Origin of the sequence: Pseudomonas sp. DrBHI1, assembly GCF_002205115.1 — a bacterium.
Taxonomy (GTDB): Bacteria; Pseudomonadota; Gammaproteobacteria; order Pseudomonadales; family Pseudomonadaceae; genus Aquipseudomonas; species Aquipseudomonas mosselii.
The window spans coordinates 178,391-198,841 of record NZ_NIBE01000045.1 but is presented as its reverse complement, the minus strand read 5'-3'; the positions used below and the strand labels follow the sequence as shown (position 1 = coordinate 198,841).

At 66.1% G+C, this 20,451-nt stretch carries 21 protein-coding genes; 9 read left to right on the top strand and 12 right to left on the bottom strand.

Features of this window, described 5'->3' with window-relative positions:
• Positions 1–21 precede the first annotated feature (21 nt).
• Positions 22–1,368, top strand: a complete 1,347-nt coding sequence (locus CC207_RS08090; protein WP_088851870.1) for a class II 3-deoxy-7-phosphoheptulonate synthase — start codon at positions 22–24, stop codon at positions 1,366–1,368.
• Here CC207_RS08090 and CC207_RS08085 read toward each other — a convergent pair.
• Together CC207_RS08085 and CC207_RS08080 are read right to left on the bottom strand one after the other, a co-directional pair.
• Entirely contained in the window at positions 1,349–2,569 is a 1,221-nt protein-coding gene (locus tag CC207_RS08085) for a winged helix-turn-helix domain-containing protein (RefSeq protein WP_088851869.1), read from the bottom strand. The two genes, CC207_RS08090 and CC207_RS08085, sit on opposite strands and share 20 nt — an antisense overlap.
• 76 nt (positions 2,570–2,645) lie before the next feature.
• On the bottom strand, positions 2,646–2,864 hold the full coding sequence (locus tag CC207_RS08080) for a DUF1127 domain-containing protein (protein WP_088851868.1): 219 nt from the start codon (positions 2,862–2,864) through the stop codon (positions 2,646–2,648).
• Between the two features lie 96 nt (positions 2,865–2,960).
• On the opposite strand from CC207_RS08080, the gene CC207_RS08075 reads away from it, so the two are divergent.
• Positions 2,961–3,812 (top strand): LysR substrate-binding domain-containing protein, encoded by an 852-nt coding sequence (locus CC207_RS08075; RefSeq protein ID WP_088851878.1) that lies wholly within the window; start codon positions 2,961–2,963, stop codon positions 3,810–3,812.
• Positions 3,813–3,963: 151 nt separating this feature from the next.
• Here CC207_RS08075 and CC207_RS08070 read toward each other — a convergent pair whose 3' ends face one another.
• A complete protein-coding gene (locus CC207_RS08070) occupies positions 3,964–4,713 on the bottom strand; it encodes a sulfite exporter TauE/SafE family protein (protein WP_088851867.1) in 750 nt (249 codons plus the stop codon).
• A gap of 117 nt (positions 4,714–4,830) precedes the next feature.
• On the opposite strand from CC207_RS08070, the gene CC207_RS08065 reads away from it, so the two are divergent.
• The 3 genes from CC207_RS08065 to CC207_RS08055 all read left to right on the top strand — a co-directional run bounded on the left by CC207_RS08065 (position 4,831) and on the right by CC207_RS08055 (position 6,857).
• Complete coding sequence (locus CC207_RS08065) at positions 4,831–5,787, top strand: LysR family transcriptional regulator (RefSeq protein WP_088851866.1); 957 nt, start codon at positions 4,831–4,833, stop codon at positions 5,785–5,787.
• 55 nt (positions 5,788–5,842) lie between these two features.
• Positions 5,843–6,298 carry a MarR family winged helix-turn-helix transcriptional regulator gene (locus tag CC207_RS08060; RefSeq protein ID WP_088851865.1) on the top strand — a complete coding sequence of 152 codons (456 nt, stop codon included), beginning with the start codon at positions 5,843–5,845 and terminating at the stop codon, positions 6,296–6,298.
• A gap of 130 nt (positions 6,299–6,428) precedes the next feature.
• On the top strand, positions 6,429–6,857 hold the full coding sequence (locus tag CC207_RS08055; protein ID WP_023632623.1) for an organic hydroperoxide resistance protein: 429 nt from the start codon (positions 6,429–6,431) through the stop codon (positions 6,855–6,857).
• Between the two features lie 100 nt (positions 6,858–6,957).
• Here CC207_RS08055 and efp read toward each other — a convergent pair whose 3' ends face one another.
• On the bottom strand, positions 6,958–7,527 hold the full coding sequence (efp, locus tag CC207_RS08050; protein WP_062573262.1) for an elongation factor P: 570 nt from the start codon (positions 7,525–7,527) through the stop codon (positions 6,958–6,960).
• 48 nt (positions 7,528–7,575) lie between these two features.
• Entirely contained in the window at positions 7,576–8,709 is a 1,134-nt protein-coding gene (gene earP, locus CC207_RS08045) for an elongation factor P maturation arginine rhamnosyltransferase EarP (RefSeq protein WP_088851864.1), read from the bottom strand.
• A 135-nt stretch (positions 8,710–8,844) separates the two neighbouring features.
• Between earP and CC207_RS08040 the strand changes: the two genes are divergently transcribed.
• Both CC207_RS08040 and CC207_RS08035 read left to right on the top strand, forming a co-directional pair.
• Positions 8,845–9,243 (top strand): hypothetical protein, encoded by a 399-nt coding sequence (locus tag CC207_RS08040; protein ID WP_028691739.1) that lies wholly within the window; start codon positions 8,845–8,847, stop codon positions 9,241–9,243.
• 2 nt (positions 9,244–9,245) lie between these two features.
• Positions 9,246–9,728, top strand: coding sequence for a GreA/GreB family elongation factor (locus CC207_RS08035; protein WP_028691740.1), 483 nt, complete (start codon positions 9,246–9,248; stop codon positions 9,726–9,728).
• A gap of 21 nt (positions 9,729–9,749) precedes the next feature.
• Here CC207_RS08035 and CC207_RS08030 read toward each other — a convergent pair whose 3' ends face one another.
• Positions 9,750–10,691, bottom strand: coding sequence for a LysR family transcriptional regulator (locus tag CC207_RS08030; protein WP_088851863.1), 942 nt, complete (start codon positions 10,689–10,691; stop codon positions 9,750–9,752).
• 116 nt (positions 10,692–10,807) lie between these two features.
• On the opposite strand from CC207_RS08030, the gene CC207_RS08025 reads away from it, so the two are divergent.
• Positions 10,808–11,557, top strand: a complete 750-nt coding sequence (locus tag CC207_RS08025; protein ID WP_088851862.1) for a 3-oxoacyl-ACP reductase family protein — start codon at positions 10,808–10,810, stop codon at positions 11,555–11,557.
• Positions 11,558–11,631: 74 nt separating this feature from the next.
• On the opposite strand, the gene CC207_RS08020 is transcribed toward CC207_RS08025, so the two are convergent.
• Positions 11,632–12,510 (bottom strand): LysR family transcriptional regulator, encoded by an 879-nt coding sequence (locus CC207_RS08020; protein WP_028691743.1) that lies wholly within the window; start codon positions 12,508–12,510, stop codon positions 11,632–11,634.
• A gap of 108 nt (positions 12,511–12,618) precedes the next feature.
• On the opposite strand from CC207_RS08020, the gene CC207_RS08015 reads away from it, so the two are divergent.
• Positions 12,619–13,806, top strand: a complete 1,188-nt coding sequence (locus CC207_RS08015) for an MFS transporter (RefSeq protein ID WP_088851861.1) — start codon at positions 12,619–12,621, stop codon at positions 13,804–13,806.
• Positions 13,807–13,883: 77 nt separating this feature from the next.
• On the opposite strand, the gene CC207_RS08010 is transcribed toward CC207_RS08015, so the two are convergent.
• The 5 genes from CC207_RS08010 to CC207_RS07990 all read right to left on the bottom strand — a co-directional run bounded on the left by CC207_RS08010 (position 13,884) and on the right by CC207_RS07990 (position 20,191).
• Complete coding sequence (locus tag CC207_RS08010) at positions 13,884–15,236, bottom strand: TolC family outer membrane protein (RefSeq protein WP_088851860.1); 1,353 nt, start codon at positions 15,234–15,236, stop codon at positions 13,884–13,886.
• A gap of 10 nt (positions 15,237–15,246) precedes the next feature.
• Positions 15,247–16,539 carry an HlyD family type I secretion periplasmic adaptor subunit gene (locus tag CC207_RS08005; RefSeq protein ID WP_088851859.1) on the bottom strand — a complete coding sequence of 431 codons (1,293 nt, stop codon included), beginning with the start codon at positions 16,537–16,539 and terminating at the stop codon, positions 15,247–15,249.
• Positions 16,536–18,257 (bottom strand): type I secretion system permease/ATPase, encoded by a 1,722-nt coding sequence (locus CC207_RS08000; RefSeq protein ID WP_062361602.1) that lies wholly within the window; start codon positions 18,255–18,257, stop codon positions 16,536–16,538. Before CC207_RS08000 ends, CC207_RS08005 begins: the two co-directional genes overlap by 4 nt.
• Before the next feature lie 44 nt (positions 18,258–18,301).
• A complete protein-coding gene (locus CC207_RS07995) occupies positions 18,302–18,667 on the bottom strand; it encodes an AprI/Inh family metalloprotease inhibitor (protein ID WP_232108913.1) in 366 nt (121 codons plus the stop codon).
• Positions 18,668–18,733: 66 nt separating this feature from the next.
• Positions 18,734–20,191, bottom strand: a complete 1,458-nt coding sequence (locus tag CC207_RS07990; protein ID WP_028691749.1) for a serralysin family metalloprotease — start codon at positions 20,189–20,191, stop codon at positions 18,734–18,736.
• Between the last annotated feature and the right edge of the window lie 260 nt (positions 20,192–20,451).

The following is a 20,451-nucleotide window of genomic DNA, read 5'->3' as shown; positions in this document are numbered from 1 at the left end:
CACTTATGGATAGAGCTTGCAATGACCCGACAATGGACCCCTGACAGCTGGCGCGCCCTGCCGATCCAGCAGCAACCGATCTACCCCGACGCCGCACACCTGCTCAAGGTGGAGCAGACTTTGGCCAGCTACCCGCCGCTGGTGTTCGCCGGCGAAGCCCGCGAGCTGCGCCGGCAGTTCGCCGAGGTGACCCAGGGCCGGGCGTTCCTGCTGCAGGGCGGCGACTGCGCCGAGAGCTTCGCCGAGTTCTCCGCGGCGAAGATCCGCGACACCTTCAAGGTGCTGCTGCAGATGGCCATTGTCATGACCTTTGCCGCCGGCTGCCCGGTGGTCAAGGTCGGGCGAATGGCCGGCCAGTTCGCCAAGCCGCGCTCGGCCAACGACGAGACCATCGGCGACATCACCCTGCCCGCCTACCGCGGCGACATCGTCAACGGCATCGGCTTCGACGAAAAAAGTCGCGTCCCCGACCCCGAGCGCCTGCTGCAGGCCTACCACCAGGCCACCGCCAGCCTCAACCTGCTGCGCGCCTTCGCCCAAGGCGGCTTTGCCGACCTGCACCAGGTGCACAAGTGGAACCTGGACTTCATCGCCAACTCGGCGCTGGCCGACAAGTACCACCAGTTGGCCAACCGCATCGACGAGACCCTGGCCTTCATGCGCGCCTGCGGCCTGGACACCGCGCCGCAACTGCGTGAAACCAGCTTCTTCACCGCCCACGAAGCGTTGCTGCTCAACTACGAGGAAGCCTTCGTGCGCAGCGACAGCCTGACCGGCGACTACTACGACTGCTCGGCGCACATGCTGTGGATCGGCGACCGCACGCGCCAGCTCGACGGCGCCCATGTCGAGTTCCTGCGCGGCGTGCACAACCCGATCGGGGTCAAGGTCGGCCCGAGCATGAACCCCGAGGAGCTGATCCGCCTGATCGACGTGCTCAACCCGGACAACGACCCGGGCCGCCTGAACCTGATCGTGCGCATGGGCGCCGGCAAGGTCGGCGACCACCTGCCGGGGCTGATCCGCACCGTGCAGCGCGAGGGGCGCGAAGTGCTGTGGAGCTCCGATCCGATGCACGGCAACACCATCAAGGCCAGCAGCGGCTACAAGACCCGCGATTTCGCGCAGATCCTCGACGAGGTCAAGCAGTTCTTCCAGGTGCACCAGGCCGAGGGCAGCCACGCCGGCGGTATCCACATCGAGATGACCGGGCAGAACGTCACCGAGTGCATCGGCGGCGCCCGGCCGATCACCGAAGATGCACTGTCCGACCGCTATCACACCCACTGCGACCCGCGGATGAACGCCGACCAATCGCTGGAGCTGGCGTTCCTGATCGCCGAAACCCTCAAGCAGGTACGCCGCTGAGCAACGCCTGACGCAGCCGGCTGCCCTCGGCGCGGGGGCAGTTGAGCTGCACCCTCTCCAGCCCCAGCCAGGCGGCTAGCCGCTGCAAGTTGGCCGCCAGCGCCAGATACCCTTCCCCGTCCAGCCCTGCCGGTTCCTCGTGCACTGCATGCACCGCCAACCGCCCGTGGGCGCGCTCGGCGCGCAGATCCACCCGCGCGGCAATGCGCTCCCGATAAAGAAACGGCAGCACGTAGTAGCCGTACACCCGCTCGTGCGCCGGGGTGTAGATCTCAAGGCGGTAGCGGAAGTCGAACAGGCGCTCGGTACGCTCACGCGCCCAGACCAGTGAATCAAAAGGCGAGAGCAAGGCGCTGGCTTCGATGCGCCGGGGAACCCGTGGCACGCCCGCGACATAGGCTGGTTGTTTCCAACCCTGCACCGTGCAGGCCTGCAGGCGCCCGTCCTCGACCAATACGGCCAGGGCGGCCTTGCTCTGCTGCGGCGAGAGGCGAAAGTAATCACGCAGGTCCTGTTCGGAGGCCACGCCCAGGGCAACCGCGGCGTGCAGCAGCAAGCCCTGGTGCGCTTCGGCCTCGTTGGGTTGGGCCTGCTCTAGGAGGGTCGCCGGCAGCACCCGCTCGGGCAGGTCGTACAGGCGCTCGAACCCGCGACGCCCGGCCACGGTGACCTCGCCGGCGGCGAACAGCCATTCCAGCGCATGCTTTTCTTCGCTCCAGTCCCACAAGGGGCCGGCGCGCTCCTCGCGGGTGGACAGGCTGCCCGCGCCCAGCGCGCCCTGGTCGCGAACCGCCGCCAGTACCCGCTCGATCACCTCGCGCCGCTCGCGGCCGAACGCGGCCAGTTGCCGGTAGATGCCCTTGCCGTCGGCGGCATGGGCCATGCGCCAGCGCATCAGCGGGTACAACGCCAGCGGCAGCAACGATGCTTCATGGCCCCAGTATTCAAACAACCGGCGCTGGCGGCGCTGGCCCCAGGCGAGCTGGTCGAGCAGGTCGCGCGGATAGTCGCCCAGGCGCGAGAACAGCGGCAGGTAGTGGGAGCGCACCAGGGCATTGACCGAGTCGATCTGCACCACGCCCAGGCGCTGGAACATGCGTGTGAGACTGGCAAGGGTCGGCGGGCCGCCGGGCGACTTGCCGAAGCCCTGGGCAGACAAGGCCAGGCGGCGGGCCTGGGCGAGGGACAGGCTGAGGGACATGCAGTGGGCTCCGTCTGATGTTCAGACAGTAAAGACGCAATCGCCGGACAGGTTTGTCCGGCGATTGTAGCCCTCTTCATTTACGCAGCGGGTCTCCCCAGAAATGCCGGTCGGCCTCCTGCTGGATATCGGCCCGCGACAACCCCAGGTCGTGCAGCGTGGCATCGCTCAGGCGCGCCAGTTCATCGCGCTGGCGGTGCAGTTCGTACCAGCGCAGCAGCCGCCCGCCGACATCGTGCAACAGGTGGCCGAGGGTAGACCCAGGCTGGTGAGCAACGTTGAAATGACCTTTCATCTTGACGCCCTCCGTGTGGATGGCTCCAGTCTCTGCCCAGGCCTAAGATCAATCCAACGAATGTTTCTGATGCCATGCATCTCGGAGATTGATGCCATGTCCCAGTATCAGAGTCTCGACGCGGACGTGCTGCGCACCTTCGTCGCCATCGCCGAGCAAGGCGGCTTCACCCGCGCCGGCGAGGTGGTCAACCGCACCCAGTCGGCGGTGAGCATGCAGATGAAGCGCCTGGAAGAGGACATCCTGCAGCGCCAGCTGTTCGAGCGTGACGGCCGCCAGGTGCGCCTCACCGCCGAGGGCCAGGTCCTGCTGGGCTATGCCCGGCGCATCCTCAAGCTGCACGGCGAGGTGTTCAACACCCTGCGCATGCCGCACATGGTCGGCGTGGTGCGCATCGGCACCCCGGACGACTACGCCATGCGCTACCTGCCGGGCATCCTCACCCGTTTCGCCCAGGCGTACCCGCTGATCCATGTCGAGGTGCACTGCGATTCGTCCAAGCAGTTGATGCTGCGCCAGGACCTGGACCTGACCATCGTCACCCGTGAGCCGGGCAACGAAGTTGGCCAGCTGCTGCGCCAGGAGCGCCTGGTGTGGGCCGCGGCCAAAGGCTTCTACCCCCACGAGCAGCGGCCGATGCCGCTGGCGCTGTTCAACACCGACTGCTTCTGCCGCGCCTGGACCTGCAATGCCCTGGAGCGCGAGGGCATCGAGTACCGCATCGCCTACACCAGCCCGAGCCTGGCGGCGATCTTCGCCATCGTGCATGCCGGCCTGGCGGTGACCGCGCAGCTGCAGAGCCTGATCGGTGGCGACCTGCGCATCCTCGGCGCGGACGACGGCCTGCCGCAGTTGCACATGGCCAATGTGATGCTGCTGCGCAACGACCAGCAGCATTCGCCGATCACCGACTGCATGGCCGAGTACATCGTCGAAGGGTTCAAATGAAGGATGGGATCCGGGGGCCGCTTTGCGGCCCTTTCCGATCGGTCCGACGCCTCGGCAAGGCCGCTCCCACAGAGGTACGCGATCTTCTGTGGGAGCGGCCTTGCCGAGGCGTCGGACCGGTCGGAAAGGGCTGCGCAGAAGCCCCTACATACTAAAGCTCGAACCCAAGCATCACCGCACACACTACCAAAAACCCGCAGAACAGCGTGCGCAAGACCTTCTCCGGCAACGCATGGGCCAGCTTCACTCCCCAACTGATGCTCAGCAACCCACCCACGGCCAGCGGAACGCCGATGCCCCAGTCGACACTCTGGTGCATCCCGTAGGTCAACAGTGTCACCATGGTGCTCGGCGCCGCCAATGCCAGCGACAGCCCCTGGGCCACCACCTGGGTAGTGCCGAACACCGAGGTCAGGATCGGCGTGGCTACCACCGCCCCGCCCACGCCGAACAGCCCGCCCATGGTCCCGGCGAAGCTGCCCAGCACGCCCAGCCAGGGCCACGGATAACGCAGCTGGTTGCTCGGCGGTCGCACCGGCAGGAACATCCGTGCCACGTTCCAGATCGCCAGCGCCACCAGAAAACCGACGAAGTACAGACGCATCGACTGGGCATCGATGCCCACCGCCCAGATCGACCCCAGCCAGGCGAACACGAAGCTGCACAGCGACAACGGCACAGCATGGCGCAGCTCGATGCGGTTGCGCTGGTGGTAGCGCCACAGCGCCAGCAGCACGTTGGGCACCACCATCACCAGGGCGGTGCCCTGGGCCAACTGCTGGTCAAGGCCGAACAGCACGCCCAGCGCCGGAATGGCGATCAACCCGCCGCCGATGCCGAAAAGCCCACCCAAGGTGCCGAGCGCGGCCCCCAGCACGATATACATCACCCACTCGATCATCAGCGCCTCATCCGCCTGCTTTCAGAGAATGAGGGCATGCTAGCCAGTCACGGCTGGCGGGGAAACGCATAGCAGCGCACAATGGCTTTGCGTATTTCGCACAAGCACCGAGCCGCCATGAGCCCCGACATCCTCACCGAACAACTCAGCCTGTTCCTCGACGTGCTGGAAACCGGCAGTTTCTCCGCCGCCGCCCGGCGCCACCCATTGACGCCCTCCGCCGTGGCGCGGCGCATCGACAGCCTGGAAAGCGCGGTTGGCAGCCGCCTGTTCTCGCGCAGCACCCACGCCGTGCGCCCGACGCCGGCCGGCAACGCCTTCGCCGAGCGGGCCCGGCGCATCATCGAGGAGCTGCGCCTGGCGCGCGCCGAGGCGGTTTCATTGAGCAATGCCCCGGAAGGCTTGATCCGCATCGACGCACCAGCCGCCTTTGGCCGTCGCCACCTGGCCCCGGCCATCGCCGATTTCCTGGTGGCCTATCCCGGGCTCGACGTGCAGCTGCGCCTGATCGACAGCTTCGTCGACCTGCACGGCAGCCACCTGGGCGAGGTGGACCTGGTGCTGCGCGCCGGCCCCCTTGCCGACACCCGCCTGGTGGCCACGCCCTTGGCCTACATGGTGCGCATCGCCTGTGCCAGCCCCGGGTACCTGGCCAGCCGCGGGGTGCCGGCCTGCCCCAGCGAGCTACCCGGGCACGACGGCCTCGACTGGGACGGACTGGCTCCGCCGTTCGCCTGGCGCTTCGCGGTCGCCGGCCAGCCCCGCCTGTACCGCCCGGCGCGCATGCGCATGGCCGCCAACAACGCCGAGACCCTGCTGTTCGGCGCCCTGGCCGGCTTGGGCGTCGCCCACCTACCCACCTGGCTGATCAGCGACTACCTGCTGCGCGGCGAACTGCTCCCGCTGTTCTGCGACAACGGCCTGCCGGAGCCCGAGACCAGCGGCATTTATGCCCTGCGTCTGGAACATGAAACGAACTCTCGCAGCCGCTTGCTGCTCGAATTCCTCAAGAGCCGTTTCAGCCCGGTGCCGCCCTGGGACCTGGCGCTGAGAAGCGAGCTGCGCTGGCAATGAGCGCACCAAGCTTTGGCGTGCTAGATTTTAACCCTTACCGATTCCAAGGACCTGCATGAACGCCGACACCCAAGCCCCCTGCGACGCGCTGCTGCTGGACAACCAGGTCTGCTTCGCCCTGCACTCGACCTCGTTGCTGATGACCAAGGTCTACAAGCCCCTGCTGCAAGCACTGGGCCTGACCTACCCGCAGTACCTGGCCATGCTGGTCTTGTGGGAACAGGACGGCCTGACCGTGGGCGAGATCAGCCAGCGCCTGCTCACCGACCCCGGTTCGCTGACACCGCTGCTCAAGCGCCTGGAAAGCGAGGGCCTGCTCAAGCGCAGCCGCAGCCGTGAGGATGAACGGGTGGTGCTGGTGCAACTGACCGACCAGGGCCGCGCCCTGCAGGCCGAGGCCCAGCGCGTGCCGCAGTGCATCCTGAAGGCCAGCGGCCACAGTGCCGAGCAACTGCGCAAGCTGCAGGCCGACCTGCTCGCCCTGCGTGCGCAGCTGCAAGAAAACCTCTGACGTCTAAGCTGTGAGATGGCTGTTCGGATGAATGGTCAAACATTTAACTTGCGCACTAAATAATTGCGCGCTAAGTTAATCCCATACCCACTCAGCGCCGACGGCGCACAGCACCCAAGCGAGGCTCAAGATGCAAAAGGTCACTCCGCTGTACATCGCAGAAGCCACCTCCACCGGTGGTCGTGATGGTAAATCCCGCTCCAGCGACGGCAAGCTGGAAGTCAAGCTGAGCACCCCCAAGGAACTGGGTGGCGCAGGCGGTGACGGCACCAACCCCGAGCAGATGTTCGCCGCCGGCTACTCGGCCTGCTTCATCGGCGCGCTGAAGTTCGTCGCCGGCCAGGAGAAAAAGGCCCTGCCGGCGGATGCGTCGATCACCGCCAAGGTCGGCATCGGCCAGATCCCGGGCGGATTCGGCCTGGACATCGACCTGCACATCAACCTGCCGGGCCTGGCCCAGGCCGACGCCGAAGGGCTGGTGGAAAAGGCGCATAAGGTCTGCCCTTACTCCAATGCCACCCGCGGCAATGTGGATGTGCGGTTGCATGTGACTGTCTGAGGACGCCGCTGCGACTTGCCCCGCGATGAAGGCGGCACGGTTCCACAGGCACAAAAAAACCCGGCCGAGGCCGGGTTTTTCGTGCTCATCGCAAGAAGGATTACTTCTTGGAACGGCCCTTGAAGGAGCCATCGCGAGTGTCGATGTCGATCATCTCGTCGATTTCGATGAAGTCGGCAACTTGTACTTCGGTACCGTTGGCCAGCTTGGCAGGCTTCATGACCTTGCCCGAGGTGTCGCCGCGAGCAGCGTTCTCGGTGTAGACGACCTGACGGCTGATGGTGGTCGGCAGTTCTACCGAAACCACTTTCTCTTCGTACATGGTCAGGGCGCAGACGTCCTGCATGCCTTCTTCGATGTACGGCAGAACGGCGTCGATGTCCTCGGCGTTCAGTTCGTACATGGTGTAGTCGGTGGTGTCCATGAAGGTGTACGCATCACCACTGATGAAGGACAGGGTCACTTCCTTGCGGTCGAGGATCACGTCGTCCAGTTTGTCGTCGGCGAAGTAGACGGTTTCGGTCTTGTAGCCGGTCAACAGGTTCTTCAGCTTGGTCTTCATGATCGCGCTGTTGCGACCGGACTTGGTGAACTCGGCTTTCTGGACCAGCCACGGGTCGTTGTCGATCCGCAGTACGGTACCGGGTTTCAGCTCTTTACCAGTTTTCATTACGCAATATCCGAATCTGGATGGATTTATAAAAATCGAGGCCGCGTATCATAGCGAATTTCGGTAAAACTGTACCAGCGTCGTGGCAAGGTCCGGCCGAGCGGCCTGAACCGCACACCATTGGTCGGCATGCCGTTGCAGCTCCGGCAAGTGCCGCAGCACCCCGCGCCAGGCCGCGCCCATGTCGCGATCCATGTTCCAGGCCCGCCACAATTCCACCAGTACGTCGCCCGCCGCCTCCGACAGGCCCTGGCGATAATGCGCCAGGAACGCCTCGAGTTTTTCCCAATGGGCGTTCTCATCCTGTACGTAGATGTGCCAGAGCAGCGGCTTGCCCGCCCACTGCGCACGGACGAACGAGTCCTCGCCGCGCACGGCGTTGAAATCGCAGCACCAGAGCAGGCGATCGTAGTCGTCCTGGCTGACGAACGGCAGTACCTGCAACGTCAACGCGCCCTGCTGGCGGACATCGCCTACGCCGAAGCCGGGTTCGCCCAGCCAGGCGCGCAGATCGGCCAGGATGCGCCCCTCGGGCACCAGCAGATGGCTGGGCACGTCGTCCTGGGCCATGGCATCGAGCCAACTCCCCAACTGGCCGTTTTCATAGGCGAACAGTGAAATCAGCCGCGTGCCGGGCTGCGCGTGCACGCCGAGCCCGGCGAGGAAAGCCTGGCGCGTGGCCGAGTCGCCCAGCAGCGCGTCACGCCGCGCCAGCAACGGGCCTTCGCGCAGCAGCCCGCCGGTGCCCTCGGTGAACCCTGGAAAGAAGAACACCGTGCGCAGGCCATTGCCCTGGGGCGAGGTCAGGCCATGGCAACCTTCGACCCAGTCCTCGGCGCTGAGGTACTCGAGGTTCAACCACAGCGCGCGCGGCTGGCGCGTGGCCAGGGCCTCAACATAGACCGGTGGCAGGCGGCAGCCGAAGGCGCCGATCACCACGTCGGCGGGCGCCAGCGCCTGCCAGTCCGCCGGCCAGTGGCGCACTTCTACGCCCTGCTGCCATTGCTGCGCGGCGCCGCCATCGGCTTCGGGACACAGGCGCGCGAAAGCCTGCAGGTCGTCCACCCACAGGCGCACCGCCAGGTCGTGCTCGGCCACCAGCTGGCGCGCCAGGCGCCAGGTGACGCCGATGTCGCCATAGTTGTCGACGACCGTGCAGAAGATGTCCCAGGTGGTTTTCATCGCCACGTTCCGTTACCTGCGAAAAAAGACCGCGGATTTTGCGGATATTTGCCCGCCAGCAAAAGCGCGGCGCTGAAAAAACCTGTCGCGCCATGCGAGAATGGCCCCCACTAACCTGCCTGCCAGGAGGCCGCCATGCCCCGCCCCCGCGAATTGAAGATCACCCTCAGCCCCGTGCAACTGGTGCTGTGCGTCGCCCTGGGCCTGTGGCTCGGCGCCGTGGCCATCGCCCTGAGCCTGTGGCTGGCCTTGCGCCTGTGGCCGGCACAGGTGCAGCCGCTGGTCGAGGCCGCCGTCCCCGCCGTGGTCCAGCCTGCGCCTGCTAGCGCGCCAGCACAACCGGCCGACGCCCAGGCGCAGATGTTCGAGCACTACAAAGAGATCCTGCACAAGCAGGAACTGCAACAGGCCGCCGAGGCTGCCCAAGGCAACCCGCGCAACCTCAACAGCCCCAAGTGCCAGTTCTGGCTGCAGCAGAACCGCACAGCGCCGACCGACAAGAGCCAGGCCAACGTGCTGGAGTTCTGCTACTGACCATGGACAAGGCCAGCCTGCTGCAACGCATCATCGCCACCCTCGAGCACGACATGGAGGTGCTGCGTCGCGCCGCCCAGACCGCCTACGAGGCCGCCACCGCCGAAGAGAACATCGCCGAGAACAAGTACGACACCCTGGGGCTTGAGGCGTCGTACCTGGCCACCGGGCAGGCGCGGCGCACGGCCGAGATCCGCCAGGCGTTGCTGACCTACCAGCAGTTGGCGCTGCGCGACTACGACCCGGCGCGGGGGATACAGATCGGTTGCCTGGTGACCCTGGAAGACGAGGCGGGCCAGCGGCGCCGGCTGTTCCTCGGGCCGGAAGGGGCCGGCCTGAAGATTGGCGAGGGGGATGGGCTGGTAACGGTGATCACGCCGCGCGCACCACTGGGGCAGCAACTGCTCGGCAAGCGGGTGGATGATGAAGTGAGCCTGGTGGTGTCCGCAGTGGCGCAGGTGCAGTTCATCATCGAGATCACCTGAGCCAGCGTGATCGCGGGGCCATCAATGACCCCGCAGCGCATCGAACCGCCCCGCCAGCCCCCGCTCGGCGAACTGCTCCACCACGAAATCGATGAAGGCCCGGGTCTTGCCCGGCAACAGCTTGCGCTCGGCGTAGTACAGGCTGATATGTCCATCGTCCACGTACCAGTCCGGCAATACCCGGCTCAGGCGCCCTTCGGTCAGGTAGGGCAAGGCGAACGGCAGGCTGACCAGGGCGATGCCCAGGCCTTGCTCGGCCACCGCGCAGGCGGCGTCCGAATCGCTCATGGTCAGGCGCTGGGGCAGTTGCAGCGGCTGTTGCTCCTGCCAGCGACTGGTCAGCGGCCAGCTGCGCACCCGGCCGGTCTGCGGCGAGCGGATAAGGATGCCGGGGCACGCCTGCAACTGCTCCGGGCGACTCAGTGGTCCGTGCTGTTGCAGGTAGCCCGGCGAAGCGACCAGCACCCGGTGCGCCGGGGTCAGCTTGCGTGCCACCACCCCGGGCGGCAGTTCGAAGCCACCACCGATGGCGGCATCGAAGCCCTGGCCAATCAGGTCGACCTGGCGGTTGTCGAAGTGCCAGTCCGCGGTCACCGCCGGAAAACGGGCGAGGAACTCACCTAAAAGCGGCAACACGTACAGGCGCCCGAATACCGTGCCCATGCTGACCCGCAGCACGCCCGACGGATGCCCTTCGCAGTTGGCGAGGTTGGCCACGGCATATTGGATGGTGCGAAAACTCTCGCTCACCTCGGCCAGAAAGCGCTGCCCGGCCTCGGTCAGGGTCAGCTTGCGCGTGCTGCGCAGGAACAGGCGCACGCCGAGCCGCGCCTCGAGCTGGGCGACGTTCTTGCCGACCGCCGCCGGGGTGAGCGACAGGCGCCTGGCCGCCTCGGCAAAGCTGCCGACTTCGGCGCTGCGGATGAAGCATTCCAGGCTGCTGAACGATTCCACCACGGCCATTATCAACTCCTGGTTTATTCTAAGTAACTCGATTGCCATCTTATCAACAGGTAATCGAGCGCGGATACTGCGTCCATCCCAAGGCATCCGGCCTTGCTTCACCGCAGGAGATCAGCATGTCCCAAACACTTCCCCTCACCGGCAAGGTGGCCCTGGTCCAGGGCGGTTCACGCGGTATCGGCGCGGCCATTGTCCGGCGCTTGGCCCGCGACGGCGCCAAGGTCGCCTTCACCTATGTCAGTTCCAGCGCCAGCGCCGAGGCCCTGGCCGGTGAAATCAACAACGCCGGCGGCCAGGCCCTGGCCCTGCGCGCCGACAGTGCCGATATCCAGGCAGTGCAACAGGCCGTCGCCGACACCGCCAAGGCCTTCGGCGTCCTCGATATCCTGGTCAACAATGCCGGCGTGCTGGCGGTGGCGCCGGTGGCCGAGTTCGACCTGGCCGACTTCGACCGCCTGCTGGCAATCAACGTGCGTAGCGTGTTCGTGGCCACCCAGGCGGCGGTGAAACACATGGGCAAGGGTGGGCGGATCATCAACATCGGCAGCACCAACGCCGAGCGCATGCCGTTCGCCGGCGGCGCCCCCTATGCCATGAGCAAGTCAGCACTGGTCGGCCTGACCAAGGGCCTGGCCCGGGACCTGGGGCCGCAGGGGATCACCGTCAACAATGTGCAGCCGGGGCCGGTGGACACCGACATGAACCCGGCCAGCGGCGAGTTCGCCGAGAGCCTGATTCCGTTGATGGCCATCGGGCGCTACGGACAGGCGGATGAGATCGCCAGTTTCGTCGCTTACCTGGCGGGGCCTGAAGCGGGCTACATCACCGGGGCGAGCCTGCTGGCCGATGGAGGGTTCGCGGCCTGATTCGCGATCCCTGGTTACCCAGATCGCGCAAGGAGCAGCGTTGCAAGCACCGCCAATGTCGAAGCGATCAGACATCAGATGGCGAGGAGGCTCTGCTCCATGACATCGAGAAAAGCCCGCGCCGCGGGCGTGGGGCTCGGCGACCAGACCGCGTAAAGATGCCGCACCGGCGCATCCACCAGCGATACCGTGGCCACGCCCTGAAAACCCCGGGCGATACGCTCGGGCACCAACCCCAGCGCCATCCCGCGCTGGACGAACTTTTCCACCAGGCGAATATGGCCGATCTCGAACTGCACCCGATGCCGCAACCCCGCCGCCTGGAACGCCTCGTCGGTCTGCCGACGCGCCCCGGTACCCTCGGGAAAGTCCACCAGCACCTCATCGGCCAGATCGGCCAGGGCCAGCTGCGCCCTGCCCGCCAGCCGGTGGCCGGGCGGCAACACCGCCACCAGTTCCTCCCGCGCCAGCAGGCGATGCTGCACGCCATGCAGCGTTTCGCCCTGCCACAGGCCGATGAAGCCCACATCCAGGCGCCGCTCGCAGACATCCGCCACCAGCAACTCGCTCTTGGCGGTCAACCAGCGCACGTCCACATCCGGATAACGCTCATGGAACACCGCCAGCAGATCGACCAGGTCCAGCGCGGTGAGCGAACTGATCTCACCGATCGACAGACGCCCACGCACCTGCCCGCAGGCGGCGGCCACATCCTCGGCCACCCGCCGCGCCGCCGCCACCGCCGGTCGGGCGCTGAGCACGAAGGCCTCGCCGGCCGGGGTCAGGCGCACGCGCCGCGAACTGCGCTCGAACAGGCTCACCCCCAGTTGTGCCTCCAACCGCGCCACCTGGTGGCTGAGGGCCGACTGCACCACGTGGCAGCGCTCGGCGGCGCGGGTGAAGCTGCCGGTGTCGGCCACAGCCAGGGCGTATTCGAGCTGCTTGAGGTTCATCGAACTATCTGCTTTCAAGATGGATAAGTTGAAAACTATACATTGGTGTCATGCCAGACACTTCCTGATACTTGTCGCCACACACCCTTGCCTGCAACGAGACTATCCATGACCGCCCCGACTCTTGGACGCGCCCTGATCCTGCTGATGGCCACCGCCACCGGCCTGGCCGTGGCCAGCAACTACTATGCCCAACCGCTGCTGCACAGCATCGCCCAACAATTCGGCCTGAGCACCGCCAGCGCTGGCACCATCGTCATCGCCGCCCAGCTCAGCTACGGCGCCGGGCTGCTGTTGCTGGCGCCGCTGGGCGACCTGTTCGAGCAGCGCCGGCTGATCGTCACCATGGTGCTGGTCGCTACCGCCGGGCTGGTGATCAGCGCCTGCGCGCCGAGCCTGCCTTGGCTGCTGTTGGGCACCGCGCTGACCGGGCTGTTCTCGGTGGTGGCCCAGGTGCTGGTGCCCATGGCCGCCGCCCTCAGTGCCCCGGAGCAGCGTGGGCGCGCCGTGGGCACGCTGATGAGCGGGCTGTTGCTGGGCATCCTGCTGGCGCGCACCGCCGCCGGCTTCATGGCCGAACTGGGCGGCTGGCGCAGCATCTACGTGCTGGCGGCGGTGCTGATGGCGATCAGCGCCCTCGCGCTTTACCGCAGCCTGCCGCGACACCACAGCCACGCGGGGCTCAAGTACCCGGCGCTGATCGGCTCGGTGTTCCGTCTGTTCGTCGAGGAGCCGGTGCTGCGCCTGCGTTCGCTGCTGGGGTTGCTGGCCTTCAGCCTGTTCGCGCTGTTCTGGACGCCGCTGGCGTTCCTGCTGAGCAATGCGCCCTACCACTACTCCGACGCGGTGATCGGCCTGTTCGGCCTGGCCGGCGCGATCGGCGCGCTGGCGGCCAACTGGGCCGGGCGCCTGGCCGATCGCGGCAAGGGCCCGCTGGGCACTACCGTGGGGCTGGTAGCACTGCTGTTGTCGTGGGTGCCGCTGGGCTTCGCGCAGCAGTCTCTGGTGGCGTTACTGGTGGGGGTGCTGCTGCTCGACCTGGCGGTGCAGCTGGTGCATGTGAGCAACCAGAACGCGGTGATCGTGCTGCGGCCGGAGGCGCGTACACGGCTCAATGCCGGGTACATCACCTGCTACTTCATAGGCGGGGCGCTGGGATCGTTGCTGGGGACACAGCTGTTCGAGGTGCATGGCTGGGATGGGATCGTGGTGGCCGGGCTGGTGATCGGGGCGCTGGCGCTGGTGGTGTGGGGGTTGGCTGAGCGCAAGCGCGGGAAGCTGGTCGTGGCCGCCTGAATGCCCGGCCCCTCTGTGGGAGCGGCCTCGGCAAGGCTGCTCCTACAGGGATTTGTGCATGACCTGGAGCCTTGGGCTCAGCCTGACTTGCCCTCGATGAACGCTTCATCCACCCGCGCCAGTTGCGTCTCGCTCAGCACCCCGGCCTGGTAATGCAGCTTGATCCACGCCAGCAGGTAGTCGTAACGCGCCTGGGCCAGGTCGCGGCGGGTAGTGGCCAACTGCTGCTCGGCGTTGAGCACATCCAGGTTGACCCGCTCGCCGCCCTGCACGCTCTTGCGGGTGGACACCACCAGCGCCTCGGCCGCCACCAGCGCCCGCTCGTAGGCGCGCAGGCGGCTGGCGCCGGACTCGCAGGCGTTGTACTGCTTGCGCAGCTCGATCAACGCGCTGCGGGTGTTGCCGTCGAGCTCATACTCGGCCTGCTCCAGATGCCGGCTGGCCTGGCGGGTCGAGGCCAGCACCCCGCCCCCGGCGAAGATCGGCACGCTGACTTCGATACCCACGGTATTGGTGTCGTAGCGCTGGTTGTAGGTGTTACCGCTGTCCGACTCCTGGCGCCGCGAGGTGGCGAAGGCAGTCACCTTGGGCAGGTGCCCGGCACGGTTGCGCTCGACCTCATACCGCGCCACTTCCAGCGCCTGGCGCGACGAGGCCAGTTGCGGGTTGTTGGCCAGGGCCCGCTCCTGCCACGCCTCGTAGCCGCTGGGGTCGACCACCGGCAGGGCGAAGCCCAGGCGCAGCGGCGCCAGGTCTTCTACCCGCACCGCCGGCTCGCCGATCAGCGCCCCCAGCTCGCGCAGCGCGGCATCCTGCTCGTTGCGCGCCTTGATCTCCTCGGCATCGGCCAGCTCATAGCGGGCCTGGGCCTCGAGAATGTCGGTGCGGGTGCCTTCGCCGGCGTCGAACAGGCGCTGGTTCTGCTGGAACTGCTGGCGGTAGGCCTGCTTGCTGGCCACGCTGATGGCGATCTGGTCCTGGGCGAACAGGGCCTGGGTGTAGCTGGTCATCACCCGCACCAGCAACTGCTGGCTCTGGTCGCGGAAGCTTTCGTCGGCGAACAGCGCCTGGGCCACGCCCTTGCGATAGCTCGAATAGGCTTCGTAGTCGAACAGCGGCTGCTGAAGGATGAAGGTCGAGCCCATGCTGTTGTAAGTACGGTCCTCCTTCTGCCGACGCGAATCGCCGAGATAACGCACCTCGGAGTCGTTGCGCCCCTTGTTGTAGCTGTACGACAGGCTGGGCAGCAGGCCGGCGCGACCGATGGCGCGGTATTCCTGGCCGGCCTCGCGAGCCTTGAACGCCGCGAGGTAGGTCGGGTCGCGACGCAGGGCCTGCTCGTACACCTGGAACGGCCCCATGGCCGCCTGGACGGCGCTCGGCAGCCAGACACAGGCCAGCAGCAGCCCGATCAGTGGGAACTTCTTCACTGGGCGGTCCTTATTGTTCGGTCAAGGCGGTGCCTGCACGGTCGAGCAGGGGTTTGAACAGGTAGTTGAGCAGCGAGCGCTCGCCGGTGCGCACGAACAGCTCGGCGGGCATGCCCGGGCGGATCGCCAGTCCCTGCAGACGCGCCAGCGCTTCTTCGCTGACGGTGCTGCGCAGCACGTAGTACGGCTGGCCGCTGCGCTCGTCGATCAGCTGGTCGGCCGACACCAGCGCCACCTCCCCGGTCACCCGTGGCGTGCGGTTCTGGTTGAACGCGGTGAACAGGATGTCCACCGGCAGCTGCGGCGCTACCTTGTCCACCAGGTTCACCGGCAGGCGCCCTTCGACTTCCAGCGCGGTGCCCTGGGGCACGATTTCCAGCAGGGTGTCGCCGGCCCGCACCACAGCGCCCTCGGTATGCACGCCGAGGTTGACCGCCACGCCGTCCGCCGGCGCCAGGATCTCACTGTGCTGCAACTCGAAGTGCGCGGAATTGAGCTGCTGCTCCAGGGTCGCGGCCTTGACCTGGGCTTCGGCAAGCTGGGTGCGCACTTCTTTCTGATACTCCTCACGGCGCTGCTGCAGATTGAGCCGGGCCTCGACGATCACCTGCTCCAGGCGCGCGCTCTCGCCGGCGTTCTGCGCCAGGTCGCGCTGCACCTGCGACAGCTGGCGCTGGTACTCGAGCACACGGTTGCGCGGGATATAGCCGTCGCCGGCCAACGGGCGCAGGCTGTCGAGCTGCTCGCGCAACGAATCGGCCTGTGCCTGCAGGTCGCTGCGCGCGCGGCGCATGCCGGTCAGCTGGGCCTGGGAGCCGTCAATGCTGGCGGCCAAGGCGCCCTGCTCGCGGGCCTGGGCCTGGCGGCGGCTGTCGAACAGCTGGCGCTGGCCTTCGACAATCAACGCCAGGCGGGCATCGGAATCTTCCAGCAACTCAGCGGGAAACTGCACATGCCCCAGGTTGTCGCGCTCGCTCTGCCAGCGCGCCAGGGCGGCGCGGGTCATGCGGTACTGGGCCTGCAGCGCATCGACATCGGCTTGCACCTGGGTGCGGTCGAGGCGGAACAGCGGCTCGCCCTGGCGCACCAGCTGGCCTTCGCTGACCAGAATGCGGCTGACCACGCCGGCCGCCATCGACTGCACCGCCTTGCGCTTGCCCGACACCACCACGGTGCCCTGCACCGGCACGCCCTGGTCGAGCGGGGCGAGACTGGCCCAGGCCATGAAACCGCCGAAACCGACCAGGGTCAGCAGCCACCCCAGGCGAACATGGAAACGTGCATCACGGGTGTGCTGGCTCATGCGCCACCTCCGGCTTGCAGCGGGCGTTGCGCCGGGGCCTGGCCCATGGCATGGAGGATGTCGCGGGCCGGGCCGAAGCCCTGCATGCGCCCTTCGTTCATTACCAGCAGCTTGTCGGCTTGTGCCAGCGCCGCGCTGCGGTGGGTCACCAGCACCACGGTGCGGCCCTGGGCCTTGAGCTGGACAATGGCACTGGCGAGCGCGGCCTCGCCGTGGCTGTCGAGGTTGGAGTTGGGTTCATCGAGCACGATCAACCGAGCATCGCCGTACAGGGCGCGGGCCAGGGCGATACGCTGCTTCTGACCACCGGAAAGGTCGACCCCCTCCTCGCCCAGGCGTGTGTCGTAGCCCTGGGGCAAGCGCAGGATCAGATCATGTACGCCCGCCAGGCGGGCCGCCTCGACCACCTTGACGCCGTCCAGCTCGCCGAAGCGGGCGATGTTCTCGGCGATGCTGCCGCGCAACAGTTCGATGTTCTGCGGCAGGTAGCCGATATGCGGGCCCAAGGCATCGCGATCCCACTGGCTGAGCTCGGCGCCGTCGAGGCGCACATGGCCGCTGATGGTCGGCCACACACCGACCAGCACCTTGGCCAGGGTCGACTTGCCCGAGCCCGAAGCGCCCAGCACGCCGAGCAATTCACCCGGCGCCAGGGCGAAGTTCACCTGCTGCAGGGTGGCCAGGTTGCGCCCAGGCGGGCCGGCGCTGACCTGCTCCACGGCCAGTTGCCCGGTGGGCACCGGCAGCGGCATCGGCGTCGGCGGCTCGGGGTGCTCGCGCAGCAGGACGTCCAGGCGCTGGTAGGCCAGCTGCGCGCCACTCCACTGCTTCCATACCGCGATCAGCTGGTCGATCGGGGCGAGCACACGGCCCATCAGGATGGAACCGGCGATCATCATGCCCGGGGTCATCTGCCCCTCGATCACCAGCAGTGCGCCCAGCCCCAGCACCAGCGATTGCAGGCACAGGCGCAGGCCCTTGCTGGTGGCGGTGATCACCGCCGAGGTGTCGCTGGCCTTGTTCTGCAGGTCGAGGAAGCGCCCGTGCAAGGTGTACCAGCGCTGGCGCAAGGCGCCGAGCATGCCCATGGCCTGGATGCTCTCGGCGCTTTGCAGCTGGCTGCCGGCCAGTTGCGTCGACTGCTGCTGGAAGCCACTGGCCTCGGCCAGGGTGGCGTGGGTGAGGCGTTCGTTGAGGATCGCCAGGGCGATCAGCAACAGCGCGCCGACCGTGGCCATCACCCCCAGCCAGACGTTGAAGGCGAAGATCACTGCCAGGTAGATGGGAAACCAGGGCGCATCGAAGAAGGCGAACAGCGCGGGGCCGGTAATGAACTGGCGCAGCTGGGTCAGATCGCCCAGGGCCTGCCCGGCGGCGCCGTCACGCTGGCGCAAATTGCGCTCGAAGGCCGCGCGGTAGACCTTCAAGTTGAAACTTTTCTCCAACTGGTTGCCCACGCGGATGACAATGAAACTGCGGATTGCTTCAAGCCCGCCTATATAAACGAAGAAACCGACCACCATCAGCGTCAACACCCACAAAGTTGTGGTGTTCTGCGAACTCAGTACACGGTCGTACACTTGAAGCATATAGATCGACGGCACCAGCATGAGCAAGTTTATCAATGCCGTGAAACAGCCCACGCTGATCAAGGTCGACTTATGTTCGCCGAGTGCCGCCCACAAAGGCGTCCCGGGCTTTTTGCTCGGTAGTTTCATGTTTCGCCCTGGCTCAACTGGAACTTTTTAGTTCCAGGCTGGGATTATTTGTCGAGGCGCTCAAGCACCAGTTGCTTGCCGTCCGGGGTGGTCCAGGCGTAACGCTGGGCGCCTTCGCGACTGAAGTGCACCACGCTGCTGCCGTCACCGCCCACCAGGGCCAGAGTGTCGGGGGTCACCAGCCAACTGCCGGGGCGCAGGCCTATCAGCCCCTTGGCACACTCCAGATCACCTTCGATTTCGCCTTCCGTGGCGCCAAGACGCAGGTCGCAAGCCTGGGCCTGCTGCTGTTCGGGGTAAAGCTGCCAACGGCCGGCCAGTTGCGCGGCGTTGGGGAGTAACAGGCTGCTCGCCATGACTACCTCGGTCATCGACACCATGGGGATCGCGGCCAGCGCGATCGTTCTCAAGTTTGCTTTCATTGGTTCGCCTCACCGGCAAAAAGGGGCGACGCGCAGGCGCCACCCCCTGTTGCATCAGACCACGATGTCGGTGACAGCGGCCTGGCCAACGGTGGTCACCAGGAAGTCAGCCGAGCTGTTTCCGGTGAAGTCGATGGCCAGGCTGCCCAGGTTGGTGGCCTGGTCGTAGGTCAGCAGCGCCTCGCCGGCATGACCGGTAAAGGCGTTGACGAACTGCAGCGGCAGCTTGTTCACGGCGAACGCGGAGATGGCCGACAGGTCGATCTTGTCCACGCCCGAAGTGAAGTCCATGATGCGATCCGGCGCCGCCTTGGTGGAGTCGCTGACGGCCGCGAACACGAAGGTGTCCGAGCCGCTGCCGCCCCACAGCTGGTCGGCACCGCCGCCGCCGTAGATGATGTCGTTGCCGGCACCACCCTTGAGCACGTTGGCCAGCGCGTTGCCGATGAGCAGGTCGTTGCCCGAGCCGCCGATGGCGTTTTCGATGGTCACGCCCTTGGCGATGGAGACGTTGCCGACCATGCCGCCGACGTCGGAGAACGACGCTTCGTTGAGGTTGATCTTCTGGTTCTGGGTGAACCCGGAGAAGTCGAAGGTGTCGTTGCCGCCACCGTCCCACACCGAGAACACCAGCTTCGACGAGGCCGAGGTGGCCGAGTAGAAGTCGCGGTCAGCGGTGGAGTTGAAGCCGTAGGTGGTGTCGCTGGCACGGGTGGCGTAGTTGGCGCCGTAGAGCTTCTGGATCGCCAGGATGTCGTCCATCAACGGGGCCGAGGCGTAGTACTGACCGCCGCCCTTGATGAAATTCTGCCCGTTGTTGCTCTCGCTCCAGTAGCTCATGACGCTGTAGCCACGGGTATCCTGGGCATAGTCGGCGTCACGGTAGGTCGGGTTACCCTCGCCGGCGTTGTAGTCGCCGGGGTGGGACAGGCCCAGTACGTGGCCGATCTCGTGGGTCAGGGTCTGACGACCGTAGTTACCGGTACCCGGGTTGATGTTGACCTGGTAGCCGCTGTTGATCAGGTACCAGGACTCCCCTTTGTGCGAGCCAGGCCCGTCGAACGGCAGGTAGGCGAATGCCGCGCCGCCGTTGCTGGCGCTGAAGTTGCCGAAGGTCATGTGACCGTCGCCGCCCGATGCCGCCTCGGTGAAGGTGACCTTGGCCACGTCAGCCCAGGACTGCATGGACAGCTTGGCCTGTTGCTTCTGCAGGTCGCTGAACTGGCTGAAGGAGCCCAGTCCGCGGCTGTAGAAGTCCGACGGTGCCTTGGTCAGGAAGGTGTAGGTGAGGCTGATCGTGCCGTCCTTGTTCAGGTCTTTCCAGGCAGCGCCGTCACGCAGGATGTGATCGGCGGCCTGGTCGGCCGTGAAGGACTTCTTGCCATTGATGTTCGCGCCGCCGCGGTCGTACTGGTGGGCAAAGCTGTCGATCAGGCCGAAGGACGAACTTGGCCCCTTCGGTTGCAGTGCGGAAACGGCGGAAACAATGGCGTTTTCTTTGACTTTCGACATGCAGATTACTTCCTTGTGTACAAAAAAGCAGTTGATGTCCGACAGGGTTCTCCCACCGGGCGAGAACTTCCTGTCACTCGCCTTTATGAGGCGCAAAAAAACTGACACACATTGAAACTTAATGTCCAGCGTTTTTTGACGCCATTTTTTCGTTTTCGAAAATTAACTGTGCCGCACTAATTTGCGCAAACTGCGATGGATCAACGGCGCCAGCGAAAAGCATTAGTTACAGTCATGACCCATGGCAGTTATAGACAACA